20 protein-coding genes are annotated in these 21781 nt (G+C 72.0%); 11 read left to right on the plus strand and 9 right to left on the minus strand.

The genetic code is table 11. From position 1 onward, the window contains the following. The first annotated feature begins 107 nt into the window (after positions 1–107). The 6 genes from ACFOWE_RS11470 (at position 108) to ACFOWE_RS11495 (ending at position 5575) form a co-directional block, all read left to right on the plus strand. A complete protein-coding gene (locus tag ACFOWE_RS11470; RefSeq protein WP_377287243.1) occupies positions 108–1064 on the plus strand; it encodes a glucosyl-3-phosphoglycerate synthase in 957 nt (318 codons plus the stop codon). 170 nt (positions 1065–1234) lie between these two features. Continuing rightward, complete coding sequence (locus tag ACFOWE_RS11475) at positions 1235–2455, plus strand: acyl-CoA dehydrogenase family protein (RefSeq protein ID WP_377287244.1); 1221 nt, start codon at positions 1235–1237, stop codon at positions 2453–2455. 263 nt (positions 2456–2718) lie between these two features. After that, complete coding sequence (locus ACFOWE_RS11480) at positions 2719–3594, plus strand: ADP-ribosylglycohydrolase family protein (protein ID WP_377287245.1); 876 nt, start codon at positions 2719–2721, stop codon at positions 3592–3594. A gap of 198 nt (positions 3595–3792) precedes the next feature. Next, positions 3793–3993: a hypothetical protein gene (locus ACFOWE_RS11485; RefSeq protein ID WP_377287246.1), complete on the plus strand. Its 201-nt coding sequence runs from the start codon at positions 3793–3795 to the stop codon at positions 3991–3993. Further along, entirely contained in the window at positions 3990–4598 is a 609-nt protein-coding gene (locus ACFOWE_RS11490; RefSeq protein ID WP_377287247.1) for an alpha/beta fold hydrolase, read from the plus strand. Before ACFOWE_RS11485 ends, ACFOWE_RS11490 begins: the two co-directional genes overlap by 4 nt. Positions 4599–4648: 50 nt before the next feature. Then, complete coding sequence (locus ACFOWE_RS11495) at positions 4649–5575, plus strand: hypothetical protein (protein ID WP_377287248.1); 927 nt, start codon at positions 4649–4651, stop codon at positions 5573–5575. On the opposite strand, the gene ACFOWE_RS11500 is transcribed toward ACFOWE_RS11495, so the two are convergent. Together ACFOWE_RS11500 and ACFOWE_RS11505 are read right to left on the minus strand one after the other, a co-directional pair. Next, entirely contained in the window at positions 5554–6183 is a 630-nt protein-coding gene (locus ACFOWE_RS11500) for an HAD family hydrolase (protein WP_377287249.1), read from the minus strand. The two genes, ACFOWE_RS11495 and ACFOWE_RS11500, sit on opposite strands and share 22 nt — an antisense overlap. A gap of 12 nt (positions 6184–6195) precedes the next feature. Next, the gene (locus tag ACFOWE_RS11505) at positions 6196–6807 is read right to left on the minus strand and encodes a nucleotidyltransferase domain-containing protein (protein ID WP_377287250.1); all 612 of its coding nucleotides are present in this window, start codon (positions 6805–6807) and stop codon (positions 6196–6198) included. A 547-nt stretch (positions 6808–7354) separates the two neighbouring features. On the opposite strand from ACFOWE_RS11505, the gene ACFOWE_RS11510 reads away from it, so the two are divergent. Further along, positions 7355–7720 carry a hypothetical protein gene (locus ACFOWE_RS11510; protein WP_377287251.1) on the plus strand — a complete coding sequence of 122 codons (366 nt, stop codon included), beginning with the start codon at positions 7355–7357 and terminating at the stop codon, positions 7718–7720. A 133-nt stretch (positions 7721–7853) separates the two neighbouring features. On the opposite strand, the gene ACFOWE_RS11515 is transcribed toward ACFOWE_RS11510, so the two are convergent. Continuing rightward, positions 7854–8348 carry a hypothetical protein gene (locus tag ACFOWE_RS11515; protein WP_377287252.1) on the minus strand — a complete coding sequence of 165 codons (495 nt, stop codon included), beginning with the start codon at positions 8346–8348 and terminating at the stop codon, positions 7854–7856. 206 nt (positions 8349–8554) lie between these two features. On the opposite strand from ACFOWE_RS11515, the gene ACFOWE_RS11520 reads away from it, so the two are divergent. After that, positions 8555–9406 carry a hypothetical protein gene (locus ACFOWE_RS11520; protein WP_377287253.1) on the plus strand — a complete coding sequence of 284 codons (852 nt, stop codon included), beginning with the start codon at positions 8555–8557 and terminating at the stop codon, positions 9404–9406. A gap of 105 nt (positions 9407–9511) precedes the next feature. Here the strand turns inward: ACFOWE_RS11520 and ACFOWE_RS11525 are convergent, their stop codons facing one another. Further along, positions 9512–9682: a hypothetical protein gene (locus ACFOWE_RS11525; RefSeq protein ID WP_377287254.1), complete on the minus strand. Its 171-nt coding sequence runs from the start codon at positions 9680–9682 to the stop codon at positions 9512–9514. 552 nt (positions 9683–10234) lie between these two features. Between ACFOWE_RS11525 and ACFOWE_RS11530 the strand changes: the two genes are divergently transcribed. Beyond that, positions 10235–13249 (plus strand): ATP-binding protein, encoded by a 3015-nt coding sequence (locus ACFOWE_RS11530; RefSeq protein ID WP_377287255.1) that lies wholly within the window; start codon positions 10235–10237, stop codon positions 13247–13249. 516 nt (positions 13250–13765) lie between these two features. On the opposite strand, the gene ACFOWE_RS11535 is transcribed toward ACFOWE_RS11530, so the two are convergent. The 3 genes from ACFOWE_RS11535 to ACFOWE_RS11545 all read right to left on the minus strand — a co-directional run bounded on the left by ACFOWE_RS11535 (position 13766) and on the right by ACFOWE_RS11545 (position 18322). After that, complete coding sequence (locus tag ACFOWE_RS11535; protein ID WP_377287256.1) at positions 13766–15376, minus strand: methyl-accepting chemotaxis protein; 1611 nt, start codon at positions 15374–15376, stop codon at positions 13766–13768. 256 nt (positions 15377–15632) lie between these two features. After that, the gene (locus ACFOWE_RS11540; protein ID WP_377287257.1) at positions 15633–16256 is read right to left on the minus strand and encodes a sensor histidine kinase; all 624 of its coding nucleotides are present in this window, start codon (positions 16254–16256) and stop codon (positions 15633–15635) included. Then, entirely contained in the window at positions 16211–18322 is a 2112-nt protein-coding gene (locus ACFOWE_RS11545; RefSeq protein ID WP_377287258.1) for a GAF domain-containing protein, read from the minus strand. Before ACFOWE_RS11545 ends, ACFOWE_RS11540 begins: the two co-directional genes overlap by 46 nt. Here ACFOWE_RS11545 and ACFOWE_RS11550 point away from each other — a divergent pair. Beyond that, complete coding sequence (locus tag ACFOWE_RS11550; protein ID WP_377287259.1) at positions 18305–19117, plus strand: PAS domain-containing protein; 813 nt, start codon at positions 18305–18307, stop codon at positions 19115–19117. The genes ACFOWE_RS11545 and ACFOWE_RS11550 overlap by 18 nt on opposite strands. A gap of 18 nt (positions 19118–19135) precedes the next feature. After that, positions 19136–19894 carry a PilZ domain-containing protein gene (locus ACFOWE_RS11555; RefSeq protein ID WP_377287260.1) on the plus strand — a complete coding sequence of 253 codons (759 nt, stop codon included), beginning with the start codon at positions 19136–19138 and terminating at the stop codon, positions 19892–19894. A 232-nt stretch (positions 19895–20126) separates the two neighbouring features. Here the strand turns inward: ACFOWE_RS11555 and ACFOWE_RS11560 are convergent, their stop codons facing one another. Both ACFOWE_RS11560 and ACFOWE_RS11565 read right to left on the minus strand, forming a co-directional pair. After that, a complete protein-coding gene (locus ACFOWE_RS11560; protein ID WP_377287261.1) occupies positions 20127–20519 on the minus strand; it encodes an anti-sigma factor antagonist in 393 nt (130 codons plus the stop codon). A gap of 260 nt (positions 20520–20779) precedes the next feature. Then, positions 20780–21730, minus strand: coding sequence for an anti-sigma factor RsbA family regulatory protein (locus ACFOWE_RS11565; RefSeq protein WP_377287262.1), 951 nt, complete (start codon positions 21728–21730; stop codon positions 20780–20782). Positions 21731–21781 lie beyond the last annotated feature (51 nt).

Consider the following 21781-nt stretch of genomic DNA (forward strand, 5'->3'; position numbering starts at 1 on the left):
ACCGCCGTGCCGGGGCGACCGGGACGGGCACGGCCGGTGATCGGCCGTTCCCCGGCGCGGCATAGGGTGTATACCCGTGCGTTCCGGGGTGACGGGGAGGATGAGCTGTGCTGCCTGAGGTGGAGGCATGGCTGCGCAGCCGTACGTCGTCCTCGGCCGACTGGCCGCTGCCGCGCCTGCTGGAGGCCCGCGGGGACACGACGGTCAGCGTCGTGCTGCCCGCCCGCGACGAGGGCGAGACCGTCGGCGAGATCGTCACCGCGATCCGGCGCGAGCTGATGGAGGCGGTGCCGCTCGTCGACGAGCTCGTGGTCATCGACTCCCGCTCCACGGACGACACCGCGAGGCGGGCGGCCGCGGCCGGGGCCCGGGTGGTGGCGCAGGACGAGGTCCTGCCGGACCTGGAGCCGCTGGACGGCAAGGGCGAGGCGCTCTGGAAGTCCCTCGCCGTGACCTCCGGTGACCTGCTGGTGTTCATCGACGCCGATCTGCGCGAGTTCCGCACGTCGTTCGTGACCGGCCTGCTCGGCCCCCTCCTGGCCGATCCCGGCGTGGTCTACGTCAAGGGCTGCTACGACCGGCCGCTGGCCGGGACGCAGGGCGCCGGCGGGCGGGTCACCGAGCTGGTCGCGCGGCCGCTGCTCAACCTGCACTGGCCGCGGCTGGCCGGGTTCGTCCAGCCGCTGGCGGGGGAGTACGCCGGGCGGCGCTCGGTGCTGGAGCAGGTCCCGTTCGTCACCGGGTACGGGGTGGAGCTCGGCCTCCTGGTCGACCTGCTCGAGCTGTGCGGCCTCGACGCGCTGGCCCAGGTCGACCTGGGCCGCAGGATCCACTCCCACCAGTCCGTCGAGGCCCTCGGCGGGATGGCCGCGCAGATCCTGCAGACCTCCTGGTCGCGGCTGGAGCGCCAGGGGAAGATGGTCCCCCTGCACACGCCGGCGACGGCTCTGACCCAGTTCCGCCGGGAGCCGGCCGGGCACCGGGTGACGGTCCGGGACGTGGCCGTCGCCGAGCGCCCGCCCATGATCGCCGTCTCCGGGTACGGCGCCCGCCCGCGCATCTGATCCTGCCGGCCGTCTCCTCGCACGGAGGGCGGAGCGGCTGTTTCGCCGTCCGCGGCGCGGGGACGGCGAGAGATCGACCACGGGAGAGGGAAGGGTGCTTGCGCGGACCGGCCCGCCGAACAGTAAGGTAGGGGTGTTACCGGTGGTAACCCTTTCTGGAGGGGTGGACGATGAGTGAGGCCGGATTCTGCCCGGAACTGAGCGACGACGTGCGCGAGGTGCGCGACTGGGTGCACGATTTCGCCCGCACGGTCGTCCGTCCGGCCGGCGCCGAATGGGACGAACGGGAGGAGACCCCCTGGCCGATCATCCAGGAGGCGGCCAAGATCGGTCTCTACTCGCTCGACTTCTTCGCCCAGCAGTCCTTCGAACCCACCGGCCTCGGCCTGGCGGTGGCCTTCGAGGAGCTCTTCTGGGGTGACGCCGGGATCGGCCTGTCCATCGTCGGCACCGGCCTGGCCGCCGCCGCGCTCTCGTCCGCGGGCACCCCGGAGCAGATGGGCGAGTGGCTCCCGCAGATGTTCGGCACCCCCGACGACGTCAAGCTCGGCGCCTTCTGCGCCTCCGAGCCCGACGCCGGCTCCGACGTGGGCTCCATCCGCACCCGGGCCGTCCACGACGAGGCCACCGGCGACTGGGTCCTCAACGGCGTGAAGACCTGGGCCACCAACGGCGGCATCGCCAACGTGCACGTCATCGTCGCCTCCGTCGACCCCGAGCTCGGCACCCGGGGGCAGGCCTCCTTCGTCGTCCCGCCGGGCACCCCGGGCCTGTCGATGGGCCAGAAGTTCAAGAAGCACGGCATCCGCGCCTCCCACACCGCCGAGGTCGTGCTCGACGACGTCCGCGTCCCCGGCTCCTGCCTGCTCGGCGGGAAGGAGAAGCTGGACGCCCGCCTGGCGCGGGTCCGTGAGGGCGGCCGGGCCAAGGAGCAGGCGGCCATGCGCACCTTCGAGACGACCCGGCCGTCGGTGGCCGCCCAGGCGGTCGGCATCGCCCGCGCCGCCTACGAGTACGCACGTGACTACGCCCGCGAACGGGAGCAGTTCGGCCGCAAGATCGGTGAGAACCAGGCCGTCGCCTTCCTGCTCGCCGACATGGCCACCCGGGTCGACGTGGCCCGGCTGATGACGTGGCGTGCGGCCTGGATGGCCCGCAACGGCCGCACGTTCGACCAGGCCGAAGGCTCGATGAGCAAGCTGGTGGCGGGAGAGACCGCCGTGTGGGTGACCGAGCAGGCGATCCAGATCCTGGGCGGCGCCGGCTACACCCGCGAGCACCCGGTCGAGCGCTTCCACCGCGACGCGAAGATCTACACCATCTTCGAGGGCACGTCCGAGATCCAGCGCCTGATCATCGGCCGCGCGGTCACCGGCCTGCCGGTTCGCTAGGATGTCCGATTTTCTGATCATGGTGTGAGGCCCCGGTCCCGGCCTCTGTTCCGTCGCTGTTCCGTCAGAGCGTCCGGCCACGTCTCGGGGAAGATCATCTCCTGGCGCGGCGGCCCGGTCTGATCGTCACGGAGAGTGATGTTCTCTGTCTCGCAGTGAACGGTGAATGTCGGCTTTGCGATGTATGTGACTATTGTGGCGTCAACGTGCAGGCAAGCCGATGGTGACAGGGGCCCTCTCGCCGGTCCCCGGGATGGCGACCGATGAGTGAAGGATCCGCTACGTGGGCCAACCGGGTGCGCGGCCTGGTGCTGGGCCTCGCGCTGGGCGACAGCGTCGGTCGCGGGGCGGTGCCTGCGTCCGGGCCCATCCGGGCCGGGGTCAGCACCCAGCTGGCGGCCTTCACGATCGACGGGATCATCCGCGCCTGGATCCGTGGCGAGCACAAGGGCAGCGTCCACTGGCCGGCCACGCACAGCCGCGGCTGCCATGCTCTCACCCGTTCCCTGCCGCTGGCGGCTCTGTCCCAGAAGATCACCGCGGACCAGCTGGCCGACCTCGCCCGTGACGTGGCCGCGCTGACCCACGGAGACCCGCGTGCTTACCAGACGAGCGCGGCAGCGGTGACCTTGCTCGGACAGTGTCTGGCCGCTGACGCCTTCGACGAAGCGGTGATGTCCAAACCCCACCTGCTGCGGCTGCCGGACATGGCAGAGTTCTACGGTCAGATCCGCGAGGCCTTCGACCAGGCGCAGCAGACGCCTCGGGAGAAAGCCCGGCTGGCGCAGCTCGCCCCTGACGCCACCGCCCTGTCGGCTCTTCTCGGCGGCGTGTACGTCGTCGCCTCCTACCGGCCTGTGAGGGAGTCGCCCCTGACAGCGGGAAAGGCGATGGAGGCCCTGACCTGCGCCGCCGCGGCGCCCGACGGCGACTCCGTCGCCGCCGTCACGGGCGCTCTGCTCGGAGCGCTGCACGGCGTCGAGATCTGGCCGGTCGAGCTGATCAGCAGGTTGGAACTGGTGTGGGTCATGGACACGCTCGCGCGTGACCTGGCCCTGCAGATCACCGAGAGTCCCGCCGGAAATGGGTACGGGCCTCCGAAGGATCCGTTGTGGTGGGAGCGCTACCCCGGGTGGTGATCGCTCTCGAGCGGCGTGGATGGTGAGAAGCCATAGAAACCGATCAGTGTTCCTGTGCGGGCCGGCAGATATGACCTGCACGGCAGTCATGTGCCTGAATTTCGGAAACGAACCGACCGGGGATACGTCATCTCCTCGCATCAGTCGGAAAGCGATCAGGCCGTGCCCGATCCGCATGGCGGCCCTGATCCTGCGATCATGGACGGCGTGAACGACGACGACCGTGCAGTCTGCCTGACCGGCTCGGGAGAAACGCTCTATGGGCGGGTCGCCTACCGGCGAGCCGAGATGCTCGTCATGCCCGGGGGCGTGACCATGTCCGAGATCGACGCCGACGTCCGGGTCCACCGGGCGGCCGTCCTGGCCGCCGCGCCGGCCTGCCGGAAGGCCCGCCCGTGACGCTGGTGCTGGTCCACGGCGGACTGTGGGAGGACGGCATGGACGCGGAGCGGTTCTGGACCGAGCCCGGCGTGACCGACGCGCTGCGTGAGCGCGGTCTGGCAGTGTACACTCCCGACCGGCTGCCGCGCCCGCCCGGCTGGCAGGCGGAGGTCGCCCACCTGGAGCGGCTGTTGCCCGGCGGGTCGTTCACGCTGCTGGCCGGTTCCAACGGCTGCTCGGCCGCGGTACGGCTGGCGCTGGTGCACCCCGGCCGGGTTGCGAAACTGATCCTGGCCTGGCCTGCCACCTGCGGCGATGCGGACGTCGACCGGCGCACCTGCACCGCGCTGACCGCCCAGGGAGCATCCGAGGCCACCATCGAGGCCCTGCTGGCCGGGCAGACGCTGCGCGGTGTCACCGACGCCGAGCTGGCCGGTCTGCGCCTGCCGGTGGCGGTGGCCCCGTCCATTCCCAACCCGTTCCACCAGCGCCGCACCGCCGAGGCCCTGCTCGCCCTCATCCCCGGCGTGGTCGAGCTCGCCCCTCCGACGCCCGAGCCGCCCCGGCCGGAGTTCCCCGCCCATCTGGAGGCGTTCGTCTCCGCCGTGCTCGCCTTCGCCTGAGACCGCAGCAGTGGCGGGCCACCACGGTCACGGCCGACGGCGCCTTCGTCATGTTCGTCGTCGCCGGTGGCGTGCTGGTCATGGGACACGAGACCGTCCAGACCCGGCACGCACTCAAGGAGATCCTGCCCCGCCTCGTCCCGGCCTTCCTGACGGCCAACGCCGGCCTCCTGCTGACCAGCAAGGCCACCGAGATCAGTAACGCCCTCGCCCAGGCGGTGCTCGGCCAGGGGTTCGACGCATGCCGGGCCGCGAACGCGATCCGCTTCCTGATCCTCCAGCCCGGCGACACGGAGATCTTCTACATCCTGCTCGCCCTGGTGGCCGTGGTGCTGCTCGTCCTGCTGCTCATCACGTTCATGCTCCGGGTGGCCCTGACCACGTTGCTGGTGGTCGCCGCGCCGCTGGCCCTGTGCTGCCACGCCCTGCCGCAGACCGACGGCCTGGCGCGGGCTCGGCGTGGTCCGGATCGTCAAGTACGCCTTGGCTTACAAGCTGACCAACCCGCTGCTGAACGTCCTGCCCCTGCGCAAGGGCTCCGGCCGCGGAAGCGGTACGGCCAAGCGTGCCGCGGTCGGCGCACTGGCCGGAAAGGCCATGCCCGCCCTTGCCGCGGGTCCCGCCGATCCCCTGCCGCCCGGTCCGGCCGATCGTCCCGCCGAACGCCCCGATCCCCGGCTCGGCGGACTGGCCGGAGAACCCCGCGCGCCACCGTGCACCCCCACCGCCGCCGCCCGCGTTCGGAGCGCTGGCCCTGCCGGTCGGTCGTCACCCGGGACGCCGCCGACGCCTTCCACCTGTCCGACGGCGAACGGCAGCTGCTGCTGTCGGCCGAACGCGGCACCGGCCTGCTCACCGCGGGAGCGGGAGCCCGGCGGGTCCCACTCCAGGTGATCGCCAGCCGCCGCGAACACGACCTGGTCACCAGCGACCCTCAGGAACTGGCCGACCTCGACTACGAAGAGGACGACCTGTGATCCTCGTCCAGCAGCGGGGCCAGCACCCCGAGCAGATCGTCCGGCTCCCGGTAGACGACACCGGTCATGCCCAGCTCGACCGCGGCGTCCACGTTCGCGGCCCGGTCGTCGACGAACAGGCAACGGGGGGCGGCGGCTCCCGCGGCCTGCGCGGCGGCCTCGTAGATCCGCCGGTTCGGCTTGGCCACCCCCACCTGCGCGCTGGTGACCACCGCGTCGAAGGACCCGCCCAGTCCGGCCGTCTCCAGGACGGCGTTGAGCTGGAGCGTCGAGTTGGACACCAGCACGACCGGCACCCGGGCCCGGACCTGCCGCAGCAGGCCGACGACCTCCGCGTCGATCCGGCACCCGGCCTCGATGAATCCCCGGCTCAGCTCCGCGGCGTCCTGCGGGCCGGCGAGCCTGGCGAGCCCGGCGGCGATCGCCTCCGTCCACTGGCCGACCGTGATCCGTCCGAGGGCCGCCGGTACGGCCAGCTCCGGAGCGAAGGCGATCTTCTCCGTGGTGCCCGGGACCAGTCCGCAGGCGCGTTCACGCCGTTCGTGCTCGGTCAGGTCGACGTAGCCGATCACGTCGTAGAAGTCGCACAGCACCGCGTCGAAGGGCATCGGTTCTCCTGTTCATCCGCGCAGCCGCTCCCGCCAGGGATGCGTGCCGTACTCGACTCCCAGCGCCCCGTCCAGCCAGGCCCGCTGCTGTGCGGTCAGCAGCGGCAGCACCTGGTCGAAGTCCAGCTCGGTCTTGGGGCGCGAGTCCTTGGCCTTGAACAGCAGCTGGATCTCCGGGGCGAGGCGGAGGAAGCCGCCGGCGTCGGCGGTGACCGTGGCCAGCGGGCGGCGGATGCGCGCGTCGCGCCGGTAGACCCAGGTGTCGCCGTCGGCCTCGTCGAGCATCAGCTGGAAGCGCCACGGCCCGCCGGGGTGCTCGCGCACCCAGATGTCGTGCGCCCGATCGGGCAGCGTCTCGTCCACCGGCCAGGGCCGCAGCGTGCCCGGCGGGTCGGCGACGTGGTAGTCCCAGCCGGCCAGCAGGCGGCGCACCGCGCGCTGGTCGCGGCGGAGCACGGAGACGTCCACGTCGCCGTGCTCGCGGTAGGCGCGGCCGACGGCCAGCTCGACGGCGTACCCGCCGCTGACCCACCAGGGCGCGTCCAGGCCCTGGAACAGGGCGACCACCTGATCCAGCGGTGCGGGCTCCCACGGGCCCCACGGTGTCTGCTCGGTGTGCGGCATCCCGCCATCCTCCCCGATCACCGCTGGGGCGGTGAAGCGCGATGATCCACGATCTGCTCGCCGATCCCGGTGCCGTCCTGGACGGGCTGATCGCCTGGTTGTCGGTGCATGCCGGGCAGCTGATCGGCCGGCCGGTGGCCGCTGAGGCCGCCGCGCTGCTCGGGTGGTCCGTGACCGTACGGCTCCGCCACCGGCGGCTCGCCCGCGGTGCCCGCTGCGTGGAGATCCTCGCTCCGCCCGTCGCCGACATGCCGGGTGCCGAGGCGCTGTGGGGCAACCTCATCGGGCTGCTCCGGCCGGCCTGGAAACGGATCCTGTTCGGACAGCCCCCTGGCCTTCGAGTACGTCTTCAGCGCCGCCGGGGTGCGTCTCCGGCACCGCGATGTCCACGCGCCTCGCACCGGTTCGGTCGTCAAGGTGGATCCGATCCGGCGACGCGGGTTCATGGGCGCGGTCCGGCCACGCTGAGATCTCCGGCCGGCGGTTGAGTGCGTCCTTGGCCGGCCGTAGTGTCGGATACGCCTGTCGTCGATCACCGGAGGCGGCCATGATGTTCGGCTACAGCGACGACTGGACCGTGATCATCTACGCCCTGATGCTGTTCTGGTTGCCCTTCGGGCCGGTCGTCATGGCCGTTCTCGGCGTGGTCTGCGCACGTGCCGGGGGTCGTGCCCGCAGGGTGGGCTTCCTGTGCTCCGCGGTCGTCCCGGGGGTGGCGGTCGGGGTGCCGGCCGTGGCGATGTTCAAGCCCGACGACGTTCCAGCGGAGAGCGGTGACGTGCTCAGCTTCGTGGGCGTCTACGTCCTGCTGCTGACGGTGCTGCCGTGGGCCGGCGCGTACGGCGTCGCCCGCTGGAGAGCGACGCGCGCGGCGCGAAAAGCCGGTACGGACGGTCGACAGCGACAGCCGTAGTCTCCAGCGGACGTGATCTTTCGGTGAGGCGTGGGCTGGCCGGTGACCGCTCTCACCGTTTTCTTGGTCGATTGCGATGAGTGGGTCAGGGGGCCGGTTCGTTCGCGAGCCGGCCCCTCTCGTCAGCGCTCCGTCACGCGTTCGGCTCGTCCGCCAGGTAGGCCTGGAGCAGGGCGAAGCCGGGCATGCCCTCGTGCGGCCGGATGCCCACGGTGAACACCTCGGGGTCCTCGAAGACGGGTTCACCGCTGGGGCGTCGGGCGTAGGCGACCCGGCCGTAGTCCACGCCGTCGCCGCGGTCGCAGCTCATCCAGGTGATCGCTTCCTGCTCGCCCTCGCGCAGGGGATGGTTCGACACCGCCCGCACGGAGACCGTGCTGGGCGGGGTGAACACCCACACCTGCGGTACGGCCAGCACCCAGCGTGTGGCTGCGATCTCGTGCGCCTTGGCGGCGGCCCGCGCCTCGAACGCGGCAGCGGTCGGCTCGTCGCGCAGGTAGTCGTAGTCGCTGAGCACGAGCCTGCGCTCACCGTCCAGGGCCACGATGGCCGGGCGGTCACGGGCGACGATGCTCTTCTCCAGCCGGCCGACCACGTCGAACAGGAGGGCTGTCGTCTCGTCGTTCATGCCGCTCCCTCCGCTCCCGGACATCCGCTGCCGACATCGAACCATCATCCGGCGGGATATGTGACGAGGGCATGAGATCCCGGTTCGCCGCCGCCCGCCTGTCCACGGATGCCGTTCGGACGCGGCGGTCCCGCGCTTTCCCACTCCGTGCCCCGTTCCGTGCCCCGTTCCGTGCCCCGTTCCGTGCTCCGGGAGCCGCCGGGCGCGTGGTGATCTGGTCGCTCGCGCTGGCGTTGCCGGTGGCCGGGTGCGGCGGCTGTCCCATGTCGCAGGGAGAGTTCGAGGACCGTGCCCGCGAGGTGGCCGGGCGCTGGCAGGGCTCGGCGGCCGACCGCACGTGGCGCGGGGGCTTCGTGCCGCTGGAGCACCCGGAGGCGGCCTCGGACTGGAAACGGCTGCCCGCCTGGGCGAACCGCAGCGACCACAACGGCGCCTGGAGTCTGGACGTCGACCTGCCCGCGGAGACCCCGCCCGCCCGGCGGTTGCGATGGCCGGACGGCTCTGCCCTGACCGTTCCGCTGGTCACGGCGGCGCAGGCGTACGCGGAGGTCAGCGAGCCGGCCGACCTCATCGAGGACGACTGCCCGCCCGCCGGGTGCCGGAAGCTGCACGTGACCGGCGTGAAGCTCGTTGATGTGCCGGTGCGCACCAACCGGGGGACGGTCCAGGTGCCCGCCTGGCGCTTCACGCTGAAGGGCCTGGAGGCGCGCTTCGTGCGCATCGCCGTCCACCCGTCGGCGATCACCCCGCGCCCGGCGGCGCGGGACGGCGAGTACCAGGAGGTGACGGCGTTCGACCCCGTCCCCGGCAGGGAGCGGGAGCTGCTGCTGCGCTACCTGCACGGCGCCTGCGACCGCACGCACGGCGCCCGCGCCTACGAGACCCGGGACCTGGTGGTGGTCGACGTGGACGTCGAGCCCACCGGCGACGGGGCATGCCCCGACATAGGCAAGATCGACCAGGTCACCGTGACGCTCGACGCGCCCCTCGGGGACCGGCTCCTGCTCGACGCCGGGAGCGGGCTGCCGGTGCTGCCCGGCGCGCCGGCATCGCGCTGAGGGCCTCGCCGTACCGGTGGCGTGGAAGACCGAGTGGCATGAGGAGGCAGTGACTTCCCGCCGTGGGGCTCGCGGCGGCGGAGCCGGGAGCCCCACGGCGTGGTCTCATGCCGCGGGGACCGGCACCGGCCGGTCGAGGACCTGCTCCAGCAGGCGGAGGGTCTCGCGGTCCAGGTCGTCGAAGCCGCCGGTCACCGCCCGCAGCAGGTTCCGCTCGGCCCGGCGGGCGCCGCGGACCGTCTGCCCGTGGTGGGTGTAGGTGTTCACCGCCTGCATAAGGCTGTTCCGTCGCGTCGTTCCGGATGCGGAGAGCGGAACGGGGACTCTCCGCCGACGGTCGCCCCGCGGTGCCGAAGACACCGCGGGAGCCGGGCGGGCACCGCGCGGACGCGCGTTTCTCGCCCTCACTTGAATACGGGAAGGCAGGCAGTCCAAGTGCCCGCGCATTTCAAGATTCTTTCCGGGCGGTTGTCCCGGCAGATGGCGAAGCGCCCCAGAACCGGGCGGCTCTGGGGCGCTCTGTGAAGCTCTGTCACCCGGTCCCGGTGCTCAGGGTGCCTCCGTAGACCATCGCGTCTCTCACTTCGTGAAGACGCTCGGAGAAGCTCCCGCCACTCGGCATGCGCGGCGTCACGGGTACGGATGACGGCCCGGCGTTCCGGTGGGCCACACGGCAGGGGTGCTGCACCGTCCGGCTCGCGCCGGGTGATCCACCGACGCACTGCACAGCATGATGCTCGATCACCTGCCCCGGCGAATTCTCTTCACAAGAAACCGAGCAAACCTCCTAAAGGGTATGAATCCGGTACATGGGGAGGGGAGATGGACATGGTCGATCCGATCCGGGACACACGCCGGGTACGGGCGCTGCACGCCACCGGCCTGCTGGAGGCGGAACAGGTGCCGCTGCTGGACCGGGTGACCCGCCTGACGGTCCGCTGCCTGCGGGTGCCGGTCGCGATGGTGTCGCTGATCGACGCCGACCGGCAGGTCATCGTCAGCGCGGCCGGGTCCGCCGCTCCCGCGCCGCGCCGGCAGATGCCCTTGTCGCAGTCGTTGTGCCGGCACATCGTCGCCACCGGTGCGCCGCTGACCATAGCCGACACCCGCGACGAGGTGCGTTGGCAGGAGGTCGAGGCCGTCTCCTGCGGGGATCTGGCCGCCTACGCCGGGACGCCGCTGCGTGCCCCGGCCGGTCAGGTGCTGGGCACGTTGTGCGTCATCGACGACTCCCCCCGCCAGTGGGACACCGAGCAGCTGAGCATGCTGGAGGACCTGGCCGCGCTGGCCGAGGCCGAGATCGCGGCGAGGTCGCCCCGGCACGGACGGCCCGAGCCGCTTGAGCGGCCGGGCCGTGCACAGGTGGCGCTCGACCACGTGCCGCAGGCGCTCGCCTGTCTGGACAGCTCTGGAGCGGTGACGGCGTGGAACGCCGCGGCGGTGCGCCTGTTCGGCTGGTCGGAGGCCGAAGCGACCGGTCGGCTGCTCGGCGACCTGATCAGCCCCGAGCGGGCGCGGGATGAGTGCGAGCGGCTCCTGCACCAGGCGTGCGCCGACGAGACCGGCAGCGACAGCGGCGGTGCCGGCGACGATGAGGCCCGCGCCCGGGACAGGTGCCGGCTGGAGCTGAGCTGCGCCGACCGGTCGGGACGGGAGTTCCCGGCCGAGCTGATCGCCCAGGCCCGTCCCGGGCCGGACGGGCCGCTGTGCCTGGTCGTGCTGCACGATGTCAGCAACCACCACGAGGTCCGGCGGCAGCTGGACGACGAGCGCGTGTTCCTGCGCACGCTCCTCGACAGCCTGGACGTGGGGGTGGACGCCTGCGACCGCGACGGCCGGGTGATCCTGACCAACCGGCTGCTGCGGGAGATCCGCCCGGGCGGCCCCCACCGCCACGTCATGGAGATAGGCGAGGTCTTCCAGATCTTCGCCGCCGACGGGCGCACCCCGCTGCGCGGCGCGCAGGTGCCCCTGCCACGGGCCCTGGCCGGCGAACGCATCGACGGCGAGGAGATAGTCGCCCGCCCGCCGGGCGTCGAACCGCGCCGCTTCTCCGTCACCGGCCGGCCGATCGACGGCGACGGTAGCGGCTCCAACCTGGGCGCGGTGGTGATCCTGCGCGACGTCACCGCCGCCCACCGGGCCGAGACGCTGCGCTCGGCCCAGCACGCCGTGGCCCAGGTTCTGGCCGGCGCCGCCTCCAGCCAGGAGGCCGCCACCGGCGTGGCCGCCGCGGTCACCGAAGCGCTGGGGTGGACCTACGGCGAGTACTGGCAGGTCGACGAGGATGAGGCCTCCATCACCCGGATCGGCTGCTGGAGCCGGCCTGGCCGGGATCTGTCGGCCTTCACCGCCGGCCATCCGACCGTGTTCGCCCGGGGAGAGGAGCTGCCCGGCCTGGTCTGGGAGCGCGGCGAGCCGATCTGGATCGCCGACAACGCCACCGCACGCGACTTCCCCATCTCGCAGGCCGCGCTGCGGGCCGGGCTGCGCTCTGCCATGGCCCTGCCGGTGCGCAGCGGCGACCAGGTGCTGGGCGTGCTCGTCTTCGTCACCGACCACCCCCAGGAGCCCGACGACGACCTGGTCGACCTGCTGGACGGCGTCTGCGCCCACGTCGGCCGGTACATGGAGCGCCGCCGCGCCGAGGAGCTCACCGTCGCCCTGGCCGCCAGCCGCCGCCAGCTCGACCAGATCGTCAACCAGCTCACCGACAAGATCTGGACCGCCGAGGTCGCACCCGACGGCACCGCCCGCCCCGTCTACGTCAACACCGCGCACACCACCGTCTTCGGCGGTCATCTGCATCTTTCCCCCGACGACGACTTCATCGCCGTCATGCTCCGCATGATCCACCCCGACGACCAGGACGCCTTCCGCGCCTACTGCGCCGAGCTGACCTCCGGCCGCCGCGCCGAGTTGGAGTACCGGCTCATCGGCTTGGACGGCGTCACCCGCTGGATCTGGAGCCGCGGCGTGCCCCGCCGCGAGGGGGAGCGGCTGCTGGTCGACGGCATCTCCACCGACGTCACCGAACACCACCGGCTCGCCGAGGAGCGCGAGCACCTGCTCGCCCAGCGGCAGCAGCAGGTCGACCGGCTGCGGGAGCTGGACGCGATGAAGGACGGCCTGATGGCGATGGCCAGCCACGAGCTGCGCAGCCCCATCAGCGTCATCCGCAGCTACGCCGAGATGCTGCGCGAGGCCCCCGAGCTGCCCGAGGAGTACCGGACCTTCATCGAGGTCATCGACCGGAAAAGCGACCACCTGCAGAACCTGGTCGACGACCTGCTGGACCTGGCCCGCCTGGAGTCCGGCCGGGTGAGCGTCGACGCGCGCACGGTGTGGCTGACCCGCCTGGTCCGCCAGGCCGTCGACGAGCACCGGGCGACCGCCCAGGCCAAGCGGATCGACCTGACCGCCGACCTCTCCCACCACCTGCACGTGCACGCCGACCCGGTACGGCTCCGCCAGGTGATGGACAACCTGCTGTCGAATGCGATCAAGTACACGCCCGACGGTGGCACCGTCACCGTCACCGCCGCCTGCGACCCCGGCACCGAATCCGGCCGCGGGAACGGATGTGACCAGGGCGGGACGGTCACGGTGACCGTCGCCGACACCGGCATCGGCATCCCGGCCGACCAGTACGAGCAGCTGTTCTCCCGCTTCTTCCGCGCCTCCACCGCCCGGCAGGCCGGCATCAAGGGCACCGGCCTCGGCCTGGCCATCACCAGGGCGATCGTCGAGGCGCACGGCGGCACCGTCACCGCCGCGCCACGCGAGGGCGGCGGCACCGCCTTCACCGTGCGGCTGCCGGCCGACCCGTCGGCACCGGACTGAGGCCGGCCGTGGCCGGCGTGCACCTGACGGCGATCTCGCCGGTGTCCCCGAACGGTGAGCGTTCCTGATTCGGTGGCCGGTTCCTTCCCCCTTCTTGGCCGGGCGCGGTGATGCCGGCATGGCTGCGGCGGGTAGATGTCCGTTCGGGCGCGGCCGGGCTCACGGGGGGAGACCCGCCAGCGCCACGGGCAGGAGCAGCACGCACCGGTGACCTGTCACCCGGGCAGGGCCGCTCCTGCCCTACTCGCACGCCGAGACGGCCACCGCCAGCCCACCGGCGCGGGGATGACCCCGCCGGGAACAGGCACACGGCGCCCCCTGCGGGCCACCGGTAGGCGTCCGGCTCAAGAGACGGTGCCTTTCGGCTGAGAGCGCCGCTGTACCGCGGATGTCCCATCCAAGACGTGTGCGCTCGCACAGGGACCCGCCAGGCACAGGACCTGCCGCAGCCACGCCTCGATGACCGCCGGCCGATCCGGCGGCGCTCCCAGCATCATCCCTCTGTACGCCGCAGGATCAAACGGTGAACCGGCCGACGATACCGTGCAGTTCGGCGGCGACCTCGTCGAGCCGGCCGGCGGTGCGGCGGGCCTCGGCCACCCCCGCGGTCGTGGTCTGCGCGGCGCCGGCGACCTCGGTGATGCCCGCGGCGATGTCGCCGGCGCCCACGGAGGCCTGGGAGATGTTGCGGCTCATCTCCTCGGAGGTGGCGCTCTGCTCCTCGACCGCGGCCGCGATGGTGGTGGAGTGCTCACTGACGGCCGTGATGACCTCGCTGATACCGGCGATGGCCGCGACGGCCGCGCCGGTGTCGGCCTGGATCGCCTCGATGCGGCGGGCGATGTCCTCGGTGGCCTTGGCCGTCTCCTGCGCCAGGTCCTTGACCTCGCCGGCCACGACCGCGAAGCCCTTGCCCTGCTCGCCGGCGCGGGCGGCCTCGATCGTGGCGTTGAGCGCCAGCAGGTTGGTCTGCTCGGCGATGGAGGTGATGGTCTTGATCACGGTGCCGATCTCGGCCGAGGAGACGCCCAGCTTGGCCACGGTGTCACTCGCCTCGCGCACGGTCTGCACGCCGCCGTCGGCGACGCGCGCGGCCTGGCTCACGCTGCCGGCGATCTCCGCGATGGAGCTGGTCATCTCCTCGCTGGCCGCGGCGATGGTCTGCACATTGGCCGAGATCTGCTCGGCGGCGGCGGCGACCTGGTCCGAGCGGGCCGAGGTGCCGGCGGCGGCGCTGTCCATCGCGGCCGAGACCGTGCCCAGCTCGCGCGAGGCGCCGGTCAGCGTCGCGCTGTGGCGGCCGATCGCGGCGAAGGCGTCGCGCAGCACGCCCACGGTCTGGGCCAGGGCGCGGGCCATGTCGCCGAGTTCGTCGCGGCGGGAGACGTCGATGCGCGCGGTCAGGTCCTTGGCGGCGATGGTGCGCAAGGTGGCCACGGTGGCGGCCAGCGGCCGGGTGATGCTCCGGGTGACCGTCACGGCCAGCACGGCGGCCAGCAGCAGGCACAGCGCTCCCGCGCCCAGCATCAGGCGCATCGACGATTCGCTGGCGGCGCGGGCGTCGGCGGCGGCCGCCGCCGCGTTGGCGCTGGCCTCGCCGGCCAGCTCGTCGACGGCGGTGGCGGCCTTCGCGAAGTGTTCCAGCGCCTGGCCGGAGACCAGGTCGTTGGCCTGCTTGATCGCAGCAGGCGTGCCCTGGCGGTAGGCGGCGACGGCCTGCTCGTCGGCCCGCATGAAGTCCTCGAACGCGGTCTGGGCGTGCTGCAGGTCCTCGCGCTGGGTGGCGGTCAGCTCCAGGCCGTCCAGCGTCCGCAGGTCCTGGCGGAAGGCGTCGGTGGAGGCCAGGAAGTTCTTGCGCTGGCCGGTGGCGTCGTCGGTGGCGCCCGGCACGCCGCGGATGGTGTCGAAGGCGTACCCGGTCTGCCAGCCGGCGAAGTCGGCGGTGCGGAACTTGGCGGTCAGCGCCGCGGCGCGGACCGACGTGCCGGCCTCCAGCCGGTCGGTCGCCTCCCGGGCCGAGGACATTCCCGCCATGCCGACGCCGACGGCCGCGCACAGCAGCACGCTCACGGCGGTGAACGCACCGCCCAGGCGTGCGCCGACCTTCAAATCGTTGATCTTTCTCATGTCCGGTTCCCTGTGATGCCGTGTGTGGTGAGCGCCACATGCGCTCGCGGTCGACTTATCGGCCATGCCAGGGCGCAGTTGAGGGACGATGTCTTTCGGGTGGACGCCGGTCCAAGGCTGACCTCCTCCCCGGACGCCGGATCGCACGAGCTGCGGTCAGGGGAAGGCGGACCTCCTCCCCGGACGCCGGATCGCACGAGCTGCGGTCAGGGGAAGGCGGACCTCCTCCCCGGACGCCGGATCGCACGAGCTGCGGTCAGGGGGAAGTCTGGGGATCGACCGGCAGGCACACGGTGAAGACGGTGCCGCCGCCCTCGCGCGGTGCGGCGGTGATGGCGCCGCCGTGCGCGTCCACGATCGCCTTGGTGATGGTCAGGCCGAGCCCGGTGCCCTTGATGCCGGCCTCCTTGGCGGTGGAGGCCCGGAAGAACCGGGAGAACAGCTGCTCGTACTCCCCGGCCGGGATGCCGATACCGGTGTCGGCCACGGTGACGGCCGCATGGTGGCCCGGGTGATCGTCGCTGTCGCCAGGTGAGCCGGCGGTGACGGTGACGGTCCCGCCGGGAGGCGTGTACTTGATCGCATTCGACAACAGGTTGTCGAGTACCTGGCGCAGCCGCATCGGGTCGGCGTGTGCGTGCAGGTAGTGGGCCAGCTCGGTGGTCAGCGTGATGTTCTTGGCGGTCGCGACCGCCCGGTGGTCGTCGACGGCCTGGTGGATCAGCCGGGACAGCCACACCGTGCGCGCGTCGAGGGCCACGCGGCCGGTCTCCAGGCGGGCCAGGTCCAACAGGTCGTCGACCAGGCGCTGCAGGTGGTCGCTCTTGCGGTCGATCACCTCGATGAAGGTCCGGTGCTCCTCGTCCAGGCCCGGGGCCACACCCAGCGGGTGACGCCGTCCACGCCGATGATCCGGTACTCGGCCTGCGCGGATTTCCCGGCGTTGAGCGCGGCGATGAACTCCGTCAGAACCGCCTGATCATCAGGGTGGACGTGGCGGGCGGTGACGGCGGCCATGTCGGCGTCCGGGGGCAGCTCGTCACCGATGATTGCGGCGACGTTGGGGCTGCGGTAGACCGAGCGCATCCGGCCGTCGACGGTGATCTCGTTGGTCCAGATGTAGTCGTCGATCTGGGCGATGACCTGGTCGAACTGGCGTCGGCTGGCGGCCAGGGCCAGCTCCAGCTCCTCGGCGCGGCGCCGCTCCATGTACCGGCCCGCGTGCGCGCCCATCCCTCCGAGCAGATCGACCAGGTCGGGATCGGCCTCCTGGACGGTGTCGGAGAAGAAAGTCAGCACGCCCAGGATCTGGCGGCCGCTGCGCACCGGCAGTCCCATGGCGGCGCGCAGGCCGCACCGCAGCATGGTCTGCTTGCGGGTGAAGTCACGGGGGTCGGCGGCCAGGTCCGGGATCCACATCTCACGGTCGGTGGCCCAGACCGTGCCGGCCAGTCCTTGTCCGGGTGGGAAGACGTCCGGCTCGTCGCGGGTGAGCGCCGACAGGTCACGGCCGGGGCGGGTCCACAGGCCCAGCCGGGAGATGGTCTCGCCGCCGGGGTCGACCTGCCAGTACTCGCCGCAGGTCCAGCCCAGCGCGTCGGCGACGGCGGCGACCACGCCGGAGGCGGCCTGGTCGCTGGAGGGGGCCTCGGCCAGGGCCTGGGCCACGGCGTGCTGGGCGGTGCGCAACTGTTCGATCCGGTGCCGTTCGGTGATGTCCTGGCCGACGGCCACCGCGCCCAGGCGGCGCCCGTCGGCGGTGGTGATCGGCCGTCCGTTGAACTGGAAGCGGCGCGGACCGGTCCCGGGCACCCGGATCACGATCTGCTGACCGTCCAAGCGCTCACCGGCCAGCGCCCGTACCAGCGGCAGCTCCTCCGTCCGCAGCAGCGTCGTCCCGTCAGGGGTGTACAGCTGGTAGACCTCGGCCCAGTCCTTCATCTCCACCGGCCGTTCGGCGGAGCAGATGCTCTCCCGCAGCACCTGGTTGAAGATCAGGTGTCCTTCGCTGTCGCAGGCTCCCACCGCGACGTCCAGGCTGTCGAACAGCGCCGCCAGGAAGGTACGTTCCCGCTCCAGCTCGCTCTCGGTCCGCCGCCGCCCGCTGACGTCGTGCAGCACCGCGGGCCAGGCGCTTCGGTGGTCGACGTCGCGGGTCTGCACGATCATCTCGGCGGGGAACTCCCGTCCGGACCCGTCGGCGCAGGTCAGCTCCACCCGCTGCCCGGCCGGGGCGTCACCGTGCTGTGCCCGGTGCAGCCGGTGCGCGCAGTCGCGTCGTGACCGCTTCGGACTGATCAGCTCGTCCACCGGCCGCCCGATGGCCTGTTCGGCGGACAGGCCGAACAGGCGTGTCGCGGCGGTGTTCCACACCGTGGTGGTCCCGTCGGCGTCCAGGCACAGGCACGGCTCGGGGATGTCGTCGAGCACGTGCTGCAGGTGGGCCGCCGAGGCGCGCGCCAGGCGCAGGGCGATCTCCGTCTCCGCCATGGCGGTCAGGTCCTCCAGCAGGCCGAGCTGCGCGGTGCTCCACTGCCGGGGCTCGGCGTCGATCACGCACAACGCGCCCAGCACCTGACCGGCCGGTGCACGCATCGGCATCCCGGCGCAGGCCACCGGCTGCCCGTCGTGCACGGCATCGACGTCGCGCCATCGTCCATCGGCGCGGGCGTCGGTCACCAGCAGTGGGATGCCGGCGGCCACGACCTGCCGGCACAGCGACTGCGACAGAGCACTCCGCCGTTCTGGGGTGCCGGTCCCCGCCGCGCTGACCACGACCTGCCGGTCGGAGTCGGCCAGTGACACCGTGGCGGCCCGTACGCCCAGCAGGCGCACCGCCATGGCGGTCACCCGGTCCAGCAGCGGTGCCTCGGCCGCCTCCAGCAGGCCGGTGGCGTGCAGCGTCCGCACCCGGTCCGGCTCCTGGACGTGATCGTCTGCGTTCATGCCCTCACCCCCAGAGGAAGCCCATACCCTTTATGGGGTTTTGTCTGCTTCTTCTGGGCGGACCTCCTCGCCGCCAGGAAGCGCGGTTCGGCGCCGACCGGGTTGGCCGGCTACTCCCGCGTGATCACCCGCACGCTCGGCTGGGCCTGCGGCGAGTACTGGCAGGCCGGCCCGAAAGGCACCTGCCTGACCCGCACCGCGTCCTGGGCGCGGCCGGACCTCGACCTGTCCGCCTTCACCGGCGGCGATCCGATGACCGTCCGGCGCGGGCAGGGGCTGCCCGGCCGGGTGAAGGCCACCGCCCGCCCAGTCTGGATCCGCGACCACGTCCACCCCGACGACCGGCAGACCTTCACCGGCATGATCGCCGAATTCCGCGCGGGCAGGCCCGCCGAGGCCGAGTACCGCATCACCGGCCTGGACGGCGTCACCCGCTGGATCTGGAGCCGGGGCACGCCCCGCCGCGAGGACGGCCGGACCATGGTCGACGGCATCTCCACCGACACCACCGGGCGGCGCGAACGGCACCGAAGACCAGACGCGGTCTCCCCTGCTTCCGGCCGGCGGATCTGCTCTCGACCCCATGCTCGATCCCGGAGTGGAGCCGGCGCGGCCACCGGGCGGGGAATCTCCGAACGGCTGCGAAAAGTGATGGATGAAGTACGTATCGTGCTCGCCTACTCTGCAGGAGCGCACCGTAGGTGGGCCTTTCCGACGGTCATGCCAAGCGCGTCAGCAAGAGCCACCACCGTGCCCCCGGGGGTAGACCCCGTTCCCGTCCACCGTTTCCCGTGATCACAAGGGTGTGGTCCCATGAACCCGCTTCCCCCGCTGAGAAGCGCTCTGTACGTCTGCGTCGACGACGACACCGCACACCGCTCCCGCCTGGAGGCGACCCTCAACGGCGAACTCGTCATCGCCGCGCCCGCCGAAGCCAAGAACCTGGTGGCCGCCGAGACGGGCAGCCACCTGACGGTGTCCTGGATCGACGAGGGCGGCCGCGTGGTACTGCCGGTCCTGCTCGAGCGCATCACCCCCGGCCCGCGCGAGCGCTGGCACCTGCGCCCGCTGGGCGAACCGCGCCGAACCGGCCGCCGCCAGCATGAGCGCGGCGGCGGCGGGGAGAAAATGCGCATCTCCACCCTGGCCGCCCAGCCCGCCGTCACCTTCGACAGCACCCTGCTGGACCTGAGCGAAAAGGCGCTGCGCTGCTGGGCGCCGGCCTCCGACATCGCCGTCGGCGAAGAGCTGCACGTCCAGGTGGTCCTCAGCACCGGGATCCTGAGCCACATCGGGAAGGTCACCATCGTGCGCGAGACCCCCGACGGCATCGGCCAGCACATCGTGGTGAGCTTCCACTCCCTGTCCGCGCCCACGGTGCAGATCATCCGCCGCTACCTGTTCGCCTGGGAGAACCGCCGCGCCCAGCGGCCCGAACCTGCGACGGTCGCCGACGCCGCAGTGGTCACGCTCCCCGCCTCTTCCGGCGCCGCTCGGCCCGTCAGGTCCGCGGTGCCCCCGCCGTCGCCGGCATCGCGTACCTCGGTGCCGACGACCAGCCCGGTGCGTTGACCCAGGCGAACAGCCGGTCGGCCGGGCATCGACCGCACAGGCGCCGCAATCCGAACACCGACGTCCCCCGGAACAGAACCCCTGCGCAGGCCATGCCACCACCGCTTCCAGCGATGACCACGGCCTCCGAGTCGCAGGTTACGTCTGCTGCGCCTGCCGAGCCCGCCCCTGCAGGCGCCCGGCGCCCGTCACCAGAAACACGAAAGAACGCCCGGCCTGTCGCGTGCGGCTTTCACCGCGTGCCGTCGTCCGGCCCTTCGCGTCGCAGCACGGCCACGGCCTCCTCGATGGTCTCGCGGACCTCGAAGCGGTGCACCAGCCCGGTCACCTCGAACAGCCGCCGCGGGAACCCATGGAAGGCAAGGACCAGCACCAGACGTCCCTCCCGGCCGGCGACCTGCGCGCGCAGGTTCATCATGAGGGTGATCCCCATCGTGGCCATGAACGTCAGCGGTGTGCGATCGACGATCAGCCGAAGGGCTCCGCCACCGGAGATCACCTCGTCCAGTTTCCTCTGGGCGGCGGGCGCGGTGTAGGCGTCCAGCTCACCGACCAGACGCAGCGCCCGTATGGCGCCCAGGCACCGGCTCTGCACTTCCAGTACGGTCTCAGGATCAGAGGTCACGGTGAGTTTTCTGGTGAGGGCCCGGCAGCCGATCCCGGATGATCCAGCCCTTACCGAACAGCGATCATCTTAGGGTCACGACCTCCGGCGGGACGTAGCCCTCCTGGGCTCGGGCGGCATCGACCGGTGCCCTGTCGCGCTCCGGCCGCACCGCTTTCGGACGGCCCCACCCGCAATGCCGCCCGGCCTTTCCCGGCCAGACGCTCGGGCTCAAGCGGTGGAGCGCGATCAGTGAACCGTCCGAACCGGTCAGGCCGGATTCAGATCAGCATGTGCAACCGGATCATCGTGCGGCCGCGCCGGCTGTGCACACGCACGAGGTCGCACAGCTGGTTGACGACCATCAGCCCGTGGCCGCGTGCTCCCGCAGGCCGCACGCGACCGACGAGCGGATCGGCCATGTGGCCGTGGTCATCGACCTGGCACACCAGCATCCGCTGCTCGCTCCACATGCTGAGCCGGCCGCCGGCGCTGGTGTGCTCCATGGTGTTGGTGGCCAGTTCGTTGACGGCCAAGACCAGTTCTTGCACCCGGTCGGGACGGAGGCCGATCGCGGCGGCCTGCTCGGCGGTGAAACGCCGCACCTCGGCCAGGCAGGCGTCGTCGTGGTAGGTGATGGCGGCCGCGTGGGCGGGTGCCGGAGTCAGCGGCAGGTTGAGCTCGTCGATCATGGTCAGTGGGTCGTCGTAGCGAGGGTTGGGCAAGCGTGATCCTTCTCGCATCATGACCGGGTGAGTGCGCTGCGCCCCGGTCAGCGCAGGGGCGCCGAGACGGACGTCATACGGGCAGACGATGAGCGCATCCCTTCCGGCGAAGACCATGTTGACCATGGCTTCATGCAGGACGCAGGCGGAGTGTTCGGGGCGGCTGCGCCCCGGCCAGACCGACTCGCCGATCACGGTGACGCGCCGGCCGGGGTGGGCGTCGGCGAAGGCCAGCAGCACGCCGGGCAGGATGCGCCCGGGGTTGCGCCCGGCGAGGGTCATGTCCACGTAGTGCACGCCCGGGACGGCTGCCAGCACGGTGCGAAGGGGACCGAGATTGGCATGCGGGACGGCGACCAGCACCGGCCGGCCGGCGGCCAGGGCGTCGTACACGAACGGCAAGACGCCGGCCAGGTAATCTTCGGCGCCGTCGTAGAGCAGGCCCACATGCTCGAACGCGCCGACGCGGGCGCCGCTGATCGCGGGGTCGTCGGTCAGAGCGCTCATCGACGGCCCGCCGCGGCAGCCGGGGTCGCGTCATCGGCCGGTAGGACCGTC

This window comes from Planomonospora corallina (assembly GCF_042650625.1).
Lineage (GTDB): Bacteria > Actinomycetota > Actinomycetes > Streptosporangiales > Streptosporangiaceae > Planomonospora_B > Planomonospora_B corallina.